Genomic DNA, 17,352 nt, shown 5'->3' on the forward strand with positions numbered 1-17,352 from the left:
AAACGTTATAGTTCATAATTGTCAGGCCCAGGGCTTCATTATCCCGGGCGAATGTCGTTTTTTTGTTGGTTTCTATACCGACCCACTATGATCACCAATACCGAACTCGAGTATAAGGGGAACCTCTATCCGAAGCAGGTTGAAAGCTTCCGGGAGGATTCGGGCAACTTCTACTTTACCAGCGAAAACGGGGTTCTGCTGCAGATTACCGTATTGCGCAACAGCGTCTTGCGCTTCCGATACGCCACCGACCGCATCTTTGAACCGGATTTTTCCTATGCCATTGCCCCGGACGCCAGCCGCGGCTATAATGACCTGAAGCAGGAGGAGACCGAGACGGCCTACCTGATCTTCACCAGCAAGCTGCGCGTGGAGGTGGAAAAGAGCAGTTTGAGGATTTCCATCTCCGACCTGGATGGGAACGTGATCAACGAGGACGAATTGGGTTTCCACTGGGAGGAAAATTACGCCTACGGGGGGAATACGGTCAAAATGAGCAAGGTAACCCAGCCTTCCGAAAGCTTTTACGGGATGGGCGACAAGGCCACTCATTCCAACCTCAAAGGCCGGCGGGTAAATAACTGGGTTACGGACCAGTACGCCTTCAGCAAGGAGCAGGAGCCCCTGTACAAGGCCATCCCGTTCTACATCGGGCTGCATAATAACACCGCCTACGGCATCTTTTTCGACAACTCCTTCTGTACCCATTTCGACTTTTCCCACGAACGCCGGAACATCACCAGTTTCTGGGCGGACGGGGGCGAAATGAACTATTATTTCTTTTACGGCCCGGCCATCTCCAAGGTGGTGCAGGCCTATACGGACCTTACCGGTACCCCGGAACTGCCACCCCTGTGGGCGCTGGGATATCACCAGTCCAAATGGAGCTACTACCCCGAAAAACGGGTGAAGCAGATCACCAACACCTTCCGGAAGCTGCAGATCCCCTGCGATGCCATTTACCTGGACATCGATTATATGGACGGTTTCCGCTGCTTTACCTGGGACAAGAAACACTTCCCCGACCCCAAGCGGATGATCCGGGAACTGGAGGCTCAGGGCTTTAAAACCGTGGTCATGATCGACCCCGGGATCAAGATTGACCGGGATTACTGGGTGTACCAGGAGGCCCAGGAAAACGATTATTTCTGCAAGCGGGCGGACGGCCCCCTGATGACCGGGAAGGTATGGCCGGGGCCCTGTGGCTTCCCGGATTTTACCAACCCCGAAGTCCGGGAGTGGTGGGCCGGGCTGTACGGTGATTTTATCAAGGAATCCGGCCTGCACGCGGTCTGGAACGATATGAACGAGCCGGCCATCATGGAGGTGCCCACCAAAACGGCGCCCCTGGATACCCGCCACGACTACGACGGCCACCCCTGCAGCCACCGCAAGGCGCACAATGTGTACGGGATGCAGATGGTGCGGGCCACCTACGAAGGGGTGAAGAAGTACGTTTTCCCCAAGCGCCCCTTTGTGATTACCCGGGCAGCCTACGCAGGCACCCAGCGCTATGCCTGTACCTGGACAGGAGACAATGTGGCTACCTGGGAACACCTCTGGATTGCCAATGTACAGGTTCAGCGCATGTGCATGAGCGGCTATTCCTTTGTGGGGACCGACATTGGCGGGTTTGCCGAACAACCCAACGGGGAACTCTTTGCCCGGTGGGTGCAGCTGGGGATTTTCCACCCCTTCTGCCGCGTACACTCCAGCGGCGACCACGGCGACCAGGAACCCTGGTCCTTCGATGAGGAAGTCACCAACATTGTACGGAAGTTTGTGGAGCTGCGCTACCAGTTGCTCCCTTATATCTATACCATGTTCTGGAAGTATGTGAAGGAAGGCGTGCCCATGCTGAAACCCCTGGTCTATTTTGACCAGGAAGATGCCCAGACCCATTTCCGCACAGACGAGTTCATCTTCGGGGAGCATATCCTGGTGTGCCCCGTACAGGAACCCAATGCCAAAGGCCGGCGGATGTACCTGCCCCGGGGTAAATGGCATAACTACTGGACCGGGGAAGTCCTGGAAGGCGGCTCTGAAAAATGGGTGGCGGCCGATATCGACAAGATCCCGATCTTCATTAAGGAGGGGGCCATTATCCCCCTGTACCCCGTGCAGCAGTACGTGGGCGAAAAGACCATAGAGCAGCTCCGGCTGAATGTCTACTACAAGCTGGGCGTGGAGCAATCCACCTTGTACGAGGATGCCCAGGACGGGTACGATTACAAAAAAGGCGGCTACAGCCTGCGGAATTTCCGGGTAAGCGGACGCGAAAAGGAAATCATCATCCAGCAGTATAAGGACGGGTCTTATATTACCCCGTACAAGGATATGAAGGTGAACCTGATCGGCCTGCCCTTCCGGATCAAAAGCGTAGAGGTGGACAACCAAAAGGTAGACCTGAAATCCGTGCGTCCCAACGGGGACAACACCATTGTGGTCGACAAGAACTTCGGGGAACTGCACATCTTCGGAAGCTGATTTTTTCGTACATTCCGTATACACTAACCCTATAAATTGGCTCTCATGAAAAACGTGATGCCCCTGCTGCTGCTATGCCTGGCGCTGGCCGCATGTAAAACAAACCCCTTTACCGGGAAAAAGACCCTGAATTTTTACGGCAACAGCCAGATCTTCCCCATGGCCTTTGCCCAGTACGACCAGTTCCTGGAGGAAAATACCGTGTTGGAAGACACCGAGGAAGCCCGTAAAGTGGCACGGGTGGGACGGCGTATTGCGGCTGCCGCGGAGCGGTGGCTTGACGCCAACGGCTACCCCGGCTACCTGAAAGAATACCAGTGGGATTATAACCTGGTTAAGGATTCTACGGTAAATGCCTGGTGCATGCCCGGCGGGAAAATTGTCTTCTATTCCGGAATCATGCCCATCTGCCAGAACGAGACCGGAATGGCGGTAGTCATGGGGCATGAAGTAGCCCACGCCCTGGCAGACCACGGGGCCCAGCGCATGAGCGCAGGTACCCTGCAGCAAATTGGCGCGGTGGGCGTTGGCGTGGCCGTAAACGACCCGGAGAAACGCAATGCCTTCCTGCAGGCCTACGGGCTGGGGACTACCCTGGGCGGGATGCTGCCCTTTAGCCGCAGTCACGAAACCGAGGCAGACCGCATTGGCCTGCAGATCATGGCCATTGCCGGGTACAACCCGGACGAAGCGGCCGAACTCTGGAAGCGGATGAAGGCCCAGGGCGGCCAGGCCCCGCCGGAGTTCCTGAGCACCCACCCCTCCAACGACACCCGGATTGCCAACCTCACGGCCTGGGCCCCTGCGGCCAAAGAAGAGGCCCGTAAGTTCGGGGTGACCACCTTCGAGTAAGGGTCGGGGTTCTTCGAATTATCGTATATTGAAACCATTCACATCGAATGGTTTTTTTATGGCAAAAGCGCTGGCCCTGAAGGGGAGTAAACGGCTATTGCATGCCTGGGCTTTTTACGACTGGGCCAACTCGGTATACAGCCTAACGGTGGTCTCTGCCATCTTTCCCTTGTATCTGGGTGCCCTCTTCCGTCTGGAAGGGGTGGAGGAGGTCGCCTTTCTGGGAGGGAGTATTGCCCGTACCCCCCTAATCAGTTATGTCACGGCAGCGGCCTTTGTGGTAATTGCCATCATCACCCCGCTGCTTTCCGGTATTGCAGACTACCTGGGAAATAAGAAGGTCTTTATGAAATTCTTTTGTTACCTGGGCGGGGTGGCGTGTATGGGCCTGTACTGGTTTACTTTGGATAACCTCCTGTGGGGTCTGTTTTTCTACTTTCTGGGGGTCATCGGGTTTTGGGTAAGCTATGCCATGAACAACTCCTACCTCCCGGATATCGCCTTCCCTGAACAACAGGACCGGGTAAGCGCCCGCGGCTTCTCCCTGGGCTATATCGGCAGTGTGATCCTGCTGTTGCTGAACCTGAGCATGGTATTGAATCCCGGGCTTTTCGGGATTGCGGACCACCCGGAGCAGCCCGCCGCCATCCTGGCCATGAAGTACTCCTTTGTAAGCGTGGGCATCTGGTGGATCGCCTTCAGCCAGTATTCCTTTTATTACCTCCCCAAGGGGAACCGGCGGGAGGGTGCACGCTCCCATATCATCTTTAACGGGTTTCGCGAGCTGCGCTCGGTCTGGCAACAACTTAAGCATACCCGGGCGCTCAAGCGCTACCTGGGGGCCTTTTTCGTGTACAGCATGGCCGTACAGACCGTGATGCTCATTGCCGCCTACTTTGGGGAATCCGAGATTGCCTGGGGCTCAGACGACGAACGCACCCTGGGGCTTATAGGCAGCATCCTGATTATCCAGTTGGTGGCTGTCCTGGGCGCCACCCTCACGGCCAAAGCCTCGCGGGCCTATGGTAACATCCGCACCCTGGTGGTCATCAACTTTTTGTGGGTGCTGATCTGCATCTACGCCTTCTTTGTGCGCCAGCCTGTGGAATTCTATGTGGCCGCCGCCTGCGTGGGGATGGTCATGGGGGGGATACAGGCCCTGTCCCGGTCCACCTATTCCAAGATGCTGCCCGAAACCCAGGACACCACTTCGTTTTTCTCCTTTTACGATGTGGCCGAAAAAATCGGTATTGTGATCGGGATGTCCATCTTTGCCCTGGTTTCCCAATGGAATAACAGCATGCGCCCTGCGGCCCTTATGCTCGGGGTTTTCTTCCTCCTCGGGATTTTTCTGCTCCTCCGCGTACGCGAACAAAAATAACCCCGGTACCGCTGTGCGGCCCGGGGCTATGACTGCTTGTTTTTTGATGTAAGGGCTTAGCCTTTGGTGATGTCGCCGGAACCGGAGGTTTTGGAATCGACCTTTTCGGGGTTCCCCCGATAGTGGATGTCCCCGGAGCCGGAGACCCGTGCCATCAGGGATTCCCGGGCGGTGACATAGATGTCCGCAGACCCGGAAACGTAGGCCTCTACGCGGGCGGCGTCCATGTCGTAGGCATTCACATCGCCGGAACCGGAAATGCGCACCTCCAGGGCGCCCGCTTGCCCGCCCAGTTCAATATCCCCGGAGCCGGAGAGGGTGGCTTCCACCTGTTCGGCTTCCACTTCCAGGGTCATATCCCCACTGCCGGACATGGCCGCCTTAAAGCGCGGGGCTTTGAGTACGGTTTTCCCGACCACATCGCCGGAGCCGGAAAGGCTTACGGCCTCCACCTCTTCTACGGGAACGGTAATAGTAATTCCGCCAGACCGCCAGGAGGAAGGCTCCAGGCGCTTGCCCTTTTCGGTTTTGATGACCAGTTTCCCGTCCTTGACTTCGGTTTTAATATGTTCCAGCAGGTTGGATTCCCCCTTCAGGGTAATACGCCCTTCGCGCCCGCTCACCAGTTCCAGGTCGAACCAGCCGGAGAGGGCAATGGCGTCATAGTCCCCCACGTTGCGGTCTATGGTGACCACGTTGCCGTCGCCTTTGATGCTTTTGCCCCATTGGGCGTTCAGGTTGCAGGATGCCAGCACCAGGGCCAGAATCGGGATCCATTTTGTTTTCATGCGTTCGATTTTTTGATGTTAAGGGTTATGATTTTTTGACGCTCCCGGCCCCTGAGGCCTTGGAGTCTACTTGTTCCGGGTTGCCTTTGTACCTCAGGTCTGCAGCCCCGGATACCCGGGCTTTCAGGCGCTCGGAAGCCGTGATCTGCACATCGGATGCGCCGGACAGATCCGCCTCTGCCTCCCGGGCCTGCAGGTCGTAGGCGCGCAGGTCCGCAGCCCCGGAACCTTCAATCTCAAGGGTGCCGGCCCGGCCGGAGAGTTTCAGGGTAGACGCCCCCGAAATGTCTATTTCCAGGTGGCCGGCCTGTATGTCGAGCTGGGCTTCGGCGGCTCCGGAGGTGCCGGCCCGGAAATGGTCTGCCTGCAGGGGCAACTGGCCAATGAGGTCCGAGGCCCCGCTGGCATGGGCGGCGCTCAGGTCCCGTACCGGGACTTCCACGCGGATGCCGTTTTTATTCCCCCGGGAGGTTTCCAGCTGGTAGCCCTTGCGAACCTTGATGTCCAGCCGGCCGCCGCTTACGCGGGTTTCGATATATTCCATCAGGTTTTCTTCCCCGGTAACCGTCAGGGTGCCTTCGTTCCCGGGTACCAGGTAAACGGTAAAGATGTGGGAGACGTGTACTTCGTCATAGGAACCCACCTCCCGGGTTTCAGTGGTCATCTGCCCGTTCCCCCGGACGCGCTTGCCCCATTGGGCCTGCAGGCCGGAGCCGGCCATGACGGCCAGGAGCAGCAATACCATTCGGATATTCATGGTTTTCATGGTTTAGTTGCGGTTAAAGGTAATGTTGCCGTAATCGCCGGTGATGCGTACGGAGTGGCCGCTGCCGGCTGCCCCGTGATACCCGGAATAGTAGCGGGAACTGTTGCGCTCCTTGCTCACCTGTACGGTTAAGTCTTCCAGGCCTTTCACGCCGGCGTATTCCGAGGTGATCTCGAAATCGAAGGCATAGGCAGGGTCGTAGCCCACCCGGATGCCGGTGTAGTCCGTTCTTATATTGACGTTTCCGGCATCGGCGGCCATGCGGTCAATATGGATGGAACCGTAATCTGCAGTAAGGTCCACGTCCCCGTGGAGGGTCCCCAGGCGGATGTCCATATAGTCTCCGGTGCCCTGTACATTTCCGGCCTCGTCCACTTCAATATGTCCATAATCCCCGGAATAGATAAGGTTCCCCATTTCCAGGACGCGGGACTTGGTATAATCCGTATTCAGGGTCAGGTCTCCCGCTTTTTCGATGGTGTATTCGGAATAATCCGCTGAAATACGGCCGGAGCGCATGTACCCGATATTGGATTTACTGGTATAGTCGAAGCTCAGTTCGTTGTTGCGGCCATGCAGCTCTCCCAGGTCCAGCCGTCCGTAGTCGCAACTGATTTTGGCGTGCCCGTCTATGCGGTCCAGGGTAATGTTGCCGTAGTCGTTGCTCAGGTGGACGGAATGCTTCACCGGGAGGTTCACGGTGTAGTTGATCTGCATGTTCACATTGTTGTTGTTGCCCCACCAGCCCCAGGAGCGTTCCCGGGCCACATGGGTGCGGGCAGAAACCATAGCGGCGTCCGCTTCGAATTCCACGGTAATTTCATCCAGCTTTTGCTGGACTTTTTCCTCGTTGTTGCCGTTGGTGGTGATGTGTACTTCAATCACCACCCGGTTCTCGTTCCAGGAATTCAATACCAGGTTGCCGTAGCTGTTTTGGATCTTCAGCAGGGCATCCGGGTTAACATTAAATTCCTTGCGGATGGTTTTTTCCTTGGTATGGCGGCCGCGAAAGCCGGGGTCGTTTGCCACCGCGGTGCCCAGCCCGGCCAACAGGGCCAGGCAAAGGGGGATCATTTTAAAGGGTATGCGTAGCATGGGTTTCATTTTTTAAAGTTTGAATCTGTTCAATTTGCGCCATAACGTCCTGCAGCAGGTCAATGCGCGTCTGGAAATTGGTCACCATGGCCCTGAGGATCATTTTACTGTTCCCTCCGGCCACCAGATCTTCTTCCAGTTGGCGGTAATCCGTCTCCAGCTCCTCCAATTGCTGCAGGGTATCCTGGATCAGGGGTTCGGTTTCCGGCCCGCTCAGCTGCTCCAGTTCCTGCACTTCCTGCTGAATCAGGTTGGCAAAATAGAAGGAGGTCCGGGAGGCTTCCGGCGAGATTTCGGCTACCTGGGCTTCCAGGCTTTCCACCGGTCGCAGGAAGGTAAGCCCGACGCCCAATAGCAAGGCCACGGTGGCCGCTATCGAGAGGGGTTTCCACCAGCTTCGGCCCGCAGAGCCCGCCCCGCCGTCGGTGTTAAGGCGCTGGCGGAAGCGTTCCCGGTGTCCTGCCGGGGGTTGGGCCTGGTCAAAGGCGCCCTGCAGGTTTTCAAAAAGCGTTTCCAGGGGTTCGTTCGGGTTCATATGCTGGGGGCTTGGGTTAATTTATTCCGCAGGCTTTCCTTGGCCCGGGAGATGGTGGTCCGGCAATTGGCGTAACTGATTTCCATAATCTCGCTGATTTCGTGGTAATCATACCCTTCAATTAAGTGTAAGGTCAAAGAAATTCGGTAGTTGTCTTTCAGCTGCTTCATGGTTTCCAGTACTTTTTGAGCCATTCGTGCCGTACTCCCGTCGGCAGCCTCGGCCACGTCATTATCTTCGACCTTGTACAATACACTTTCCAGTCCCACTTCCCGGTTTTTCTGTTGCTTGCGGTAGTGGTAGATACTGTTGTTGATCACAATGCGTTTCAGCCAGGCCCCAAAGGTTACCTCGCCTTTAAACGTGTCCAGTTTGGTGAAAGCGCTCAGAAAAGACTCCTGCATGATATCTTCGGCCGTTGCAGCGTCCTTTACGATCCGCACGGCCGTGTTGAACATGGCGCTGTAATAGCGGTCGTAAACCTTCATCTGAGCCCTGGAATCCCCTTCCAGACAGGCTTGTAACAGAACATCAGTATGCTCGATCGGGTGGCTCAAAAAGTTGTATTTGTCTTAGAGATGACCCAAGTTACGCTTTGTTACAGTTTAGGGGGCAAAAGTTTTGGCTTGGCACAACAATTGTCGATACCAAGGGACGAGGAAAGGAACAATAGGTGTTAAGATGCTGAAAAACAAAAAGATAAACATTCGCCTTTCCCATGTAGTGTGCAATTATGCTGTCCGCAGGTGACAGAATGACCGAAAAAACCTTTATGGCAACATCAAAATTCATATCTCTTGACAAACTGTCGCTCCAGGACCTGGACCAGGAATCTGAACTGATTCCGCTGCTAACCCCGGAAGACGAGATGGAGATGCACAACGAGGAACTCCCCGAAGTGCTGCCCATCCTTCCCCTGCGCAATACGGTCCTCTTCCCCGGAGTGGTCATCCCCATAACCGCCGGGCGGGATACGTCCATCCACCTGATCCGCGACGCCAACAACGGCTCCAAGGTGATCGGGGTGGTGGCCCAGAAAGACGAATCCGTAGAAAACCCTGGGGTGAAGGACATTCACGCCCAGGGTACCGTGGCCCGCATCCTGCGGGTATTGCAGATGCCCGATGGGAATACCACCGTGATCATCCAGGGGAAAAAGCGCTTTAAAATCGGGGAGATGCTCACCGATAAGCCTTACCTCACCGCTACCGTGCTGGAAGCCCGGGAAGTCCGCCCGAAAGAGGGGGATGTGGAGTTTGCGGCCATTATGGAATCCCTGAAGGAACTGGCCCTGCAAATCATTAAGGACAACCCCAACATTCCCAGCGAGGCGGCCTTTGCCATCAACAATATCCAGAGCGATTCCTTTTTGGTAAACTTCGTTTCCTCCAACCTGAACCTGGAGGTGGAAGACAAGCAGGCCCTGCTGGAAATCGGGGACCTGAAGCAGCGCGCCATGGCTGTGCTGAAACACCTGAACACCGAACTCCAGAAGCTGGAACTGCGCAATGAACTGCAATCCAAGGTCCGCAGCGATATGGACCAGCAGCAGCGGGAGTATTTCCTGCACCAGCAGATGAAAACCATACAGGAAGAACTGGGCGGCCTTTCCTACGATGAGGAACTCGAAGAGCTGGAGCAGCGCGCCCGCAAAAAGCAATGGAGCGAGCAGGTGGCGGACCACTTCGAGAAAGAGCTGGCCAAGATGCACCGGATGAACCCGCAGGTGGCGGAGTATTCCATACAACGCAATTACCTGGACCTGTTGCTGGACCTGCCCTGGGGCGAATATTCCGAAGATCGCTTTGACCTGAAACGGGCCCAGCGCATCCTGGACCGCGACCACTACGGCCTGGAAGACGTCAAACGGCGTATTATCGAATACCTGGCCGTGCTGAAACTGCGCAACGACATGAAATCCCCCATCCTATGCCTCTATGGCCCCCCCGGGGTAGGGAAGACCTCCCTTGGAAAGTCCGTGGCCGAAGCCCTGGGCCGGGAATACGCGCGAATGTCTTTGGGTGGGTTACGGGACGAGGCCGAGATCCGCGGGCACCGAAAAACCTATATTGGGGCCATGCCCGGCCGCATCATCCAGAACCTCAAAAAGGCGGGTACGTCCAATCCGGTTTTTATCCTGGACGAGATCGACAAACTCTCCAGCAGTTACCAGGGCGATCCGTCTTCGGCCATGCTGGAAGTACTGGACCCCGAACAGAACGGCGATTTCCACGATAATTTCCTGGAAATCGGGTACGACCTCTCCAAGGTTATGTTTATCGCCACGGCCAACAACCTTTCCACCATTCAGCCTGCCCTGCGGGACCGGATGGAGATCATCAACGTAACGGGCTACACCATTGAGGAAAAGGTGGAAATTGCCCGCCGCCACCTCCTGCCCAAGCAACTGCAGGAACACGGGATGACCAAAGACCAGCTGAAGATCGGCAAGCGTCAACTGGAGAAGATCGTGGAAGGCTATACCCGGGAATCCGGGGTGCGGGGCCTGGAGAAACAGATCGCCAAGATGGTGCGTTACGCCGCCAAGAACCTGGCTATGGAAACCGAGTACCAGGTAAAGGTGAGCAACGAAGACATCGAGACGGTGCTGGGCCCGCCCCGTATGGAACGGGACAAATACGAAAACAACGAGGTGGCCGGGGTGGTCACCGGCCTGGCCTGGACCAGCGTGGGGGGCGATATCCTCTTTATCGAATCCATCCTCTCCCGGGGTAAAGGCGGCCTGAACATTACCGGAAATCTGGGCAAGGTCATGAAGGAATCGGCCACCATTGCCCTGGAATACATCAAGGCCAATGCCGACCAGTTTGGGATTAAGCCGGAGGTATTCGAAAAGTACAACGTACATATCCACGTGCCGGAAGGGGCTACGCCTAAAGACGGGCCCAGCGCCGGGATTGCCATGCTTACCTCCCTGGTGAGCCTTTTCAGCCAGCGCAAGGTGAAACGCAGCCTGGCCATGACCGGGGAGATTACCCTGAGGGGCAAGGTACTGCCGGTGGGCGGCATCAAGGAAAAAATCCTGGCGGCCAAACGGGCGCGGATCAAGGAGGTGATCCTCTGTGAGGAGAATCGCCGGGATGTGGCCGAGATTAAGGAAGACTACCTGAAAGGGCTGACTTTCCACTACGTTTCAGACATGAAGGAGGTCATTGACCTGGCCATCACCAAACAACGCGTAAAAAACGCCAAGCAGTTATAAGGAAAGGCCGGCCCCCGAGGGGGCCGGTTTCTTTTGAATCCCTATTTTTGAGCATGCGAAATATTTCCATAGCCATAGACGGATACTCCTCTACGGGAAAGAGTACCCTGGCCCGGCAGCTGGCCCGTGAACTGGAGTATGTGTATATCGACAGCGGCGCCATGTACCGGGCGGTTACGCTGTTTGCCCTGCGCAACGGGCTTATCGGGCCGCAGGGCCTGGATGCGGACGGGCTGCTGGCCCGTTTGCCGGAACTCGAGGTGGGCTTCCGGTTGAATCCACAGTCCGGGCGGTCCGAGGTTACCCTGAACGGGGAGAATGTAGAAGGGGACATCCGGACCCTGGAGGTTTCCCGCCAGGTGAGCGAAGTCTCCACCCTGGGTCCTGTCCGGGAAAAGCTGGTGGCCGTGCAACGGGCCATGAGCCGGGACGGGGGCGTGGTTATGGACGGGCGCGATATCGGAACGGTGGTCCTCCCCGATGCGGAACTGAAACTCTTTATGACCGCCAGCCCGGAAATCCGGGCCAGCCGGCGCTATAAGGAGTTGCTGGACCGGGGGGAACAGGTGAAATATGAGGACGTGCTGAAAAACGTGCGCCACCGGGATTACCTGGATTCGCACCGGGAAATCTCCCCCCTGCGGCAGGCCGAAGACGCCATTGAACTGGACAATTCGGACATGGGGTTGAAGGAGCAGTTCGAGCGGGTCCTGGCCCATGCCCGGCGGGTGGCCGAAGCCCAATAAAAAAAGGCGCCTGAACCAGGCGCCTTGCACTACTCAACTCTAAAACCATCAAAGGTTCGGGATCACCAGTACCTGGTCCGGGTGGATCAAATCCGGGTTGGACAGGATATTGGTGTTCGCTTCAAAAATCTTCTTGTATTTCATGGGGTCGCCATAGTAGTGTTTGGCGATCTTGCTAAGGGATTCCCCCCGCTGTACCACGTGGCGGTGGTATACAGAATCGTCTTCTACGGTGATATTCGCTTTGATATCCGAAGGGCTCTCGCCCCCAATGGCCTTGATCTTATCCCAGAGCAGGTTCTTTTCGTACTGGGTATTGGTCATGCCCTTGATTTTCAGCACCCCATCTTCTTCGCGAACATCTCCGTTTTGTACGCCGAGCTTTTCGCCCAGGTCCAGAACGGCCTGATATTTGGATTTAACACTCATTTTAAAAGGAATTTAATGGTTAATATTTAGGCTATCCAAGGTACGAAAACCCCCTGTCTTTTCCCATGGGTGTGCAGAATTTTATATAAGAATGCCGCCCTGCGGCAGAAAAGCTTTGTAAAACCGGGGAATCGTTGTATTTTTGCAGACCTTTTTTAGCTAGGAATCAAGAGGAAAGAGGCCAAAAACACACATCAAAAAAAAACCGCTTCCGAAGGAATTGCGAACTCTTGAAGTACTTTGGAATACAAACACCATCAGCACATGGCTGAAGAAAACAAGGCAGCAGAAACGGTAGAAACCGCCGCTGCAACAGCGCAGGCCCAAGCGCCCGCCAAACAAGAAAACCCGCAGGAATTCCTCGAAAACTTCGATTGGGATAAATACGAGGAAGGCATTGAGCGGGTTGCCGACGAGAAACTGAAGGAATTCGAAAAACTCGTCGAGGAGAATTTTGTAGATACCGCCGATGAGGAAGTGGTGGAAGGGAAAATCACCCACATCACCGACCGCGAGGCGATCATCGATATCAATGCGAAATCCGAAGGGGTAATTTCCCTGAACGAATTCCGCTACAACCCGGACCTGAAAGTTGGGGATACCGTAGAAGTGCTGATCGACATCCGCGAGGACAAGAACGGCCAGCTGGTACTCTCCCACCGCAAAGCCCGTACCATCAAAGCCTGGGAGCGTGTTAACACGGCATACGACAAGGAAGAAGTGGTTACCGGTTTCGTAAAATGCCGTACCAAGGGTGGTATGATCGTAGATGTCTTTGGCATCGAGGCCTTCCTGCCCGGGTCCCAAATTGACGTGAAGCCCATCCGCGACTACGACCAGTACGTAGGAAAGACCATGGAATTCAAGGTGGTGAAGATCAACCAGGAGTTCAAGAACGTGGTGGTTTCCCACAAAGCCCTGATCGAGGCGGACATCGAAGAACAAAAGAAGGAAATCATCAGCCAGCTGGAGAAAGGCCAGGTACTGGAAGGGGTGGTCAAGAACATCACCTCCTACGGGGTCTTTATCGACCTGGGCGGCGTAGATGGCCTGGTCCACATTACCGACCTGTCCTGGAGCCGTATCAACCACCCGAGCGAGGTGGTGGACCTGGACCAGAAGCTGAACGTGGTAATCCTGGATTTCGACGACAACAAATCCCGTATCCAACTGGGTCTGAAGCAGCTTGAGAAGCATCCGTGGGATGCCCTTGGCGATGAGATCAAAGTTGGGGACAAGGTGAAAGGAAAAGTAGTGGTTATTGCCGATTACGGCGCCTTCCTGGAAGTAGCAGAAGGTGTGGAAGGCCTGATCCACGTTTCCGAAATGTCCTGGTCTACCCACCTGCGCAGCGCCCAGGATTTTGTGAAAGTTGGAGACGAGCTGGAAGCCGTGGTCCTGACCCTGGACCGCGAGGACCGCAAAATGTCCCTGGGGCTGAAGCAACTCACCCCGGATCCGTGGACCGATATCACCACAAAATACCCTGTGGGCAGCCGCCACAAGGGAATTGTCCGGAACTTCACCAACTTTGGTGTGTTCGTAGAACTGGAAGAGGGCATTGACGGCCTGATCTACATCTCCGACCTGTCCTGGACCAAAAAGATCAAGCACCCCTCCGAATTTGTAACCGTTGGGGACGAGCTTGAGGTGGAAGTACTGGAACTGGATGTGGACGGCCGCAAACTGAGCCTGGGCCACAAACAGACCCAGGAAAATCCCTGGGATAAATACGAGGAGGAGTTTGGCGAAGGCACCGTTCACAAGGCTGCCATCTCCGAGATCGTGGACAAGGGTGCTATCATCGAATTCAACGATGATATCACGGCCTTTGTACCCGGACGACATATGGAGAAAGAAGACGGCAAGAAACTCGTTCGCGGGGAAGAGGCCGAATTCAAAATCATCGAGTTCAACAAGGACTACAAGCGGGTGGTAGCCAGCCACACGGCTATCTTCAAAGAAGAAGAGCAGCGTAACGTACGCGCTGCCCGGAAGAAGATCGCCTCCATGGCCGATGAATCCAAACCCACCCTGGGGGATGCCAACGATCAGCTCCAGGCCCTGAAGGACAAGATGGAAGCCGCTAACAAGAAGAAAAAGTAAGCGGTACGCTATGCAATACAAAACCCCGGAAAGCAGTTTCCGGGGTTTTTTTTGCCCCATTCCCGCGGGAGGTTTGCGGGATTCCCGATACGGGTGAATTGGGAAGAATTGTATACTTTTGTATCACCAACGCCTAGGACCGGCCCCCTATGAGTCAAAAAGTGCTGCTTTCCGCCAAGGAGATCGAAATTATCCTGCACCGCCTGGCCTGTCAATTGTTGGAAAACCACCTGGATTTTAGCGAGAGTGTCCTGATTGGGTTACAGCCCCGCGGCAGTTTTCTGGCCGTACGCCTCAGGGAACTGCTGGAAAAGGAGTACAAAGTGCGGAAGATCCCCTTTGGCCTGCTGGACATCACGTTTTACCGGGACGATTTCCGCCGGGGCGACAAGACCCTGGCAGCCAGTTCAACCCAGATCGACTTCCTGGTGGAGGGCAAACGGGTGGTGCTGATAGACGATGTGCTTTACACCGGGCGCAGCATCCGCGCAGCCCTCACGGCCCTGCAGTCCTTCGGGCGGCCGGGCAGCATAGAACTGCTCACCCTGATCGATCGCCGCTTCAGCCGCCACCTTCCCATACAGCCGGATTACCGCGGCCGGCAGGTGGATGCCATCAACGCCGAGAAGGTGCGGGTGTGCTGGAAGGAAAACGAGGGGGAAGATGCGGTTTACCTGATTAGCAATTAACCGATGAGCGAACTGAGCGTACGACACCTGCTGGGCATCAAATACCTGAATCCGAAGGATCTGGAGCTGATCTTTCAAACGGCAGACCACTTTAAGGAAGTTCTGGGACGTGCCATCAAAAAAGTCCCTTCCCTAAGGGACATTACCATCGCCAATATTTTCTTCGAAAACAGTACGCGAACCCGGCTTTCCTTCGAGCTGGCCGAAAAGCGCCTGTCCGCGGATGTGGTTAACTTCTCGGCCGCACAGTCTTCGGTGCGCAAGGGGGAAACCCTGATCGATACCGTGAACAATATCCTCTCCATGAAGGTGGACATGGTGGTGATGCGCCATCCCAACCCCGGGGCCGGAATCTTCTTGTCCAGGCATGTGCAGGCCGCCATCGTAAATGCCGGCGACGGGGCCCACGAACACCCCACGCAGGCCCTGTTGGACTCGTATTCCATCCGAGAACGCCTGGGCGGGGTAGGGGGCAAAAAGGTGGTTATTGTGGGCGATATCCTGCATTCGCGTGTAGCGCTCTCCAATATCTTCGCCCTGCAGATGCAGGGGGCTGAGGTCCGGGTTTGCGGGCCCAAGACCCTGATCCCGAAACATGTGGAAAGCCTGGGGGTAAAGGTGGAAAGCAACCTGCGCGATGCCCTGCAGTGGTGCGACGTGGCCAACATGCTGCGGGTGCAGAACGAGCGGATGGACATGAGTTATTTCCCATCCACCCGGGAGTACGCCCGGCAGTTCGGGCTGAACAAGGCCCTGCTGGACAGCCTGGACAAGGAAATCGTGATTATGCACCCGGGCCCGATTAACCGCGGGGTGGAGATCACCAGCGACGTGGCGGATTCGGACCATTCCATCATCCTCAACCAGGTGGAAAACGGGGTGGCCATTCGGATGGCAGTGATTTATTTGTTAGCTTCCAAGATAAAACAGTAAGCCATGATTTTCGATACGGAAGGCCATACCACGGTTGTCTTCCAGGAAAAGGTATCCCTGGCGGTATTCCTGAAAAACCTGGAGGAAGCGTATCCGCGGTTTAAACACAACAACCTGATCCTGAACCTGTTTTCCTTCGATGCGCTCCGCCCGGCGGACCTGCTGGAGTTCCTGGACATTTCCAACCGCCACAGGGGCGCGGGTAAGTCCCTGGTCCTGGTCTATGACGGGGTTTCCTATGAAGACGTGCCGGACGAGCTCTGCCTGGTACCCACCTTGCAGGAAGCCCGGGATGTGATCGAGATGGAGGATATCGAAAGGGACCTGGACCTTTGAGCGCTGCCCATCCGTCCATGCGGTTACAGATCATCGGCTGCCATGCTGCCACCCCCCGCCACCTGACTCATCCCAGCGCCCAGATCCTGGAAGCCGGCGGGCATATGGTGTTGATTGACTGTGGGGAAGGCACCCAGATGGAACTGCGCCGTTACCGCATCAAGTTTTCCCGCATCGGGCATATTTTTATATCCCACCTCCATGGGGACCACTTCTTTGGCCTGCCCGGGCTGATCTCCACCTTCCGGCTGCTGGGGCGGGAAAAACCCCTGCACATCTACGGCCCCAAGGGCATTAAGGAGGCGGTTACCCTCCTGTTAAAGCTCGGGGATTCCTGGACCCAGTACCCCCTGCATTTCCATGAACTGACCGCAACGGAACCGGAAGTAATCCTGGAAGATACCACCCTGCAGGTTTCTACCCTGCCGCTGGCCCACCGCGTCTATACCAACGGTTACCTGTTTCGTCAGCAGCCCGGGTTGCGCAAACTCGACCTGGAAAAGGCTACGGCCCTGGGGATTGACCGCGCCTATTTCCGGCGGATACAATTAGGGGAGGACGTACCCGGCCCGGACGGGAAACCGGTGCCTAACCGGGAGGTGTCCCTGCCGCCTCCGCCTCCCGCCAGCTATGCGTATTGCAGCGACACCGCCTACAAACCGGAACTCACTTCCTGGATAAACGGGGTTGACAGGCTCTACCACGAAGCGACCTTTCTGGAAACCGAAGCCCACCTGGCTTCCAAAACGGGGCATTCCACGGCCCGGCAGGCCGCCCGGATTGCCGCCGATGCCGGGGTGGGGCAGCTGATCCTGGGCCATTTCTCTACGCGGTACAAGGATTTATCCGCCTTCCGGACCGAAGCTGCCGCCATTTTCACCAACACGGAGCTGGCCGAGGACGGCAAGCAGTTCCAGTGGTAAGCAACCTCCCGCCTCCGGGCCTTTAACGATATTTTAAAGGCAATCCTATCCCCGGGTTTTAGG

16 protein-coding genes are annotated in these 17,352 nt (G+C 56.0%); 10 read left to right on the forward strand and 6 right to left on the reverse strand.

The features are described from left to right. Positions 1 to 87 precede the first annotated feature (87 nt). From OZ410_RS09705 to OZ410_RS09715, 3 genes are read left to right on the forward strand one after another with little or no spacing between them, the layout of a single operon-like run. Entirely contained in the window at positions 88 to 2,487 is a 2,400-nt protein-coding gene (locus OZ410_RS09705) for a glycoside hydrolase family 31 protein (protein ID WP_277707763.1), read from the forward strand. 45 nt (positions 2,488 to 2,532) lie between these two features. Next, positions 2,533 to 3,339, forward strand: a complete 807-nt coding sequence (locus OZ410_RS09710; RefSeq protein ID WP_277707764.1) for a M48 family metallopeptidase — start codon at positions 2,533 to 2,535, stop codon at positions 3,337 to 3,339. 58 nt (positions 3,340 to 3,397) lie between these two features. Next, positions 3,398 to 4,720 (forward strand): MFS transporter, encoded by a 1,323-nt coding sequence (locus OZ410_RS09715; RefSeq protein WP_277707765.1) that lies wholly within the window; start codon positions 3,398 to 3,400, stop codon positions 4,718 to 4,720. A 56-nt stretch (positions 4,721 to 4,776) separates the two neighbouring features. Here the strand turns inward: OZ410_RS09715 and OZ410_RS09720 are convergent, their stop codons facing one another. Genes OZ410_RS09720 through OZ410_RS09740 form a run of 5 tightly spaced genes read right to left on the reverse strand, consistent with a single transcriptional unit; the run spans position 4,777 to position 8,461 of the window. Further along, entirely contained in the window at positions 4,777 to 5,508 is a 732-nt protein-coding gene (locus OZ410_RS09720) for a head GIN domain-containing protein (RefSeq protein WP_277707766.1), read from the reverse strand. A 25-nt stretch (positions 5,509 to 5,533) separates the two neighbouring features. Further along, a complete protein-coding gene (locus OZ410_RS09725) occupies positions 5,534 to 6,274 on the reverse strand; it encodes a head GIN domain-containing protein (RefSeq protein WP_277707768.1) in 741 nt (246 codons plus the stop codon). A 3-nt stretch (positions 6,275 to 6,277) separates the two neighbouring features. Beyond that, positions 6,278 to 7,378, reverse strand: a complete 1,101-nt coding sequence (locus OZ410_RS09730) for a DUF4097 family beta strand repeat-containing protein (RefSeq protein WP_338156653.1) — start codon at positions 7,376 to 7,378, stop codon at positions 6,278 to 6,280. Then, positions 7,350 to 7,904, reverse strand: coding sequence for a hypothetical protein (locus OZ410_RS09735; protein WP_277707769.1), 555 nt, complete (start codon positions 7,902 to 7,904; stop codon positions 7,350 to 7,352). The genes OZ410_RS09730 and OZ410_RS09735 overlap by 29 nt, the downstream gene beginning before the upstream one ends. Continuing rightward, positions 7,901 to 8,461: an RNA polymerase sigma factor gene (locus OZ410_RS09740; RefSeq protein ID WP_277707770.1), complete on the reverse strand. Its 561-nt coding sequence runs from the start codon at positions 8,459 to 8,461 to the stop codon at positions 7,901 to 7,903. The genes OZ410_RS09735 and OZ410_RS09740 overlap by 4 nt, the downstream gene beginning before the upstream one ends. A gap of 215 nt (positions 8,462 to 8,676) precedes the next feature. Between OZ410_RS09740 and lon the strand changes: the two genes are divergently transcribed. Together lon and cmk are read left to right on the forward strand one after the other, a co-directional pair. After that, positions 8,677 to 11,127 (forward strand): endopeptidase La, encoded by a 2,451-nt coding sequence (gene lon, locus OZ410_RS09745; RefSeq protein WP_277707771.1) that lies wholly within the window; start codon positions 8,677 to 8,679, stop codon positions 11,125 to 11,127. 53 nt (positions 11,128 to 11,180) lie between these two features. Continuing rightward, complete coding sequence (gene cmk / locus OZ410_RS09750; RefSeq protein WP_277707772.1) at positions 11,181 to 11,873, forward strand: (d)CMP kinase; 693 nt, start codon at positions 11,181 to 11,183, stop codon at positions 11,871 to 11,873. 48 nt (positions 11,874 to 11,921) lie between these two features. Here the strand turns inward: cmk and OZ410_RS09755 are convergent, their stop codons facing one another. Beyond that, a complete protein-coding gene (locus tag OZ410_RS09755) occupies positions 11,922 to 12,302 on the reverse strand; it encodes a LysM peptidoglycan-binding domain-containing protein (protein ID WP_277707773.1) in 381 nt (126 codons plus the stop codon). Between the two features lie 264 nt (positions 12,303 to 12,566). Between OZ410_RS09755 and rpsA the strand changes: the two genes are divergently transcribed. From rpsA to OZ410_RS09780, 5 genes are all read left to right on the forward strand, one after another. Further along, the gene (gene rpsA, locus OZ410_RS09760) at positions 12,567 to 14,408 is read left to right on the forward strand and encodes a 30S ribosomal protein S1 (protein WP_277707774.1); all 1,842 of its coding nucleotides are present in this window, start codon (positions 12,567 to 12,569) and stop codon (positions 14,406 to 14,408) included. A gap of 149 nt (positions 14,409 to 14,557) precedes the next feature. After that, positions 14,558 to 15,097: a bifunctional pyr operon transcriptional regulator/uracil phosphoribosyltransferase PyrR gene (gene pyrR, locus OZ410_RS09765; RefSeq protein ID WP_277707775.1), complete on the forward strand. Its 540-nt coding sequence runs from the start codon at positions 14,558 to 14,560 to the stop codon at positions 15,095 to 15,097. Positions 15,098 to 15,100: 3 nt separating this feature from the next. Beyond that, a complete protein-coding gene (locus tag OZ410_RS09770; RefSeq protein ID WP_277707776.1) occupies positions 15,101 to 16,030 on the forward strand; it encodes an aspartate carbamoyltransferase catalytic subunit in 930 nt (309 codons plus the stop codon). 3 nt (positions 16,031 to 16,033) lie between these two features. After that, the gene (locus OZ410_RS09775; RefSeq protein WP_277707777.1) at positions 16,034 to 16,366 is read left to right on the forward strand and encodes a ribonuclease Z; all 333 of its coding nucleotides are present in this window, start codon (positions 16,034 to 16,036) and stop codon (positions 16,364 to 16,366) included. A 17-nt stretch (positions 16,367 to 16,383) separates the two neighbouring features. Further along, positions 16,384 to 17,289, forward strand: a complete 906-nt coding sequence (locus OZ410_RS09780; protein ID WP_277708364.1) for a ribonuclease Z — start codon at positions 16,384 to 16,386, stop codon at positions 17,287 to 17,289. Positions 17,290 to 17,352: the final 63 nt, after the last annotated feature.

The organism is Robiginitalea aestuariiviva (assembly GCF_029537735.1).
GTDB lineage: Bacteria > Bacteroidota > Bacteroidia > Flavobacteriales > Flavobacteriaceae > Robiginitalea > Robiginitalea aestuariiviva.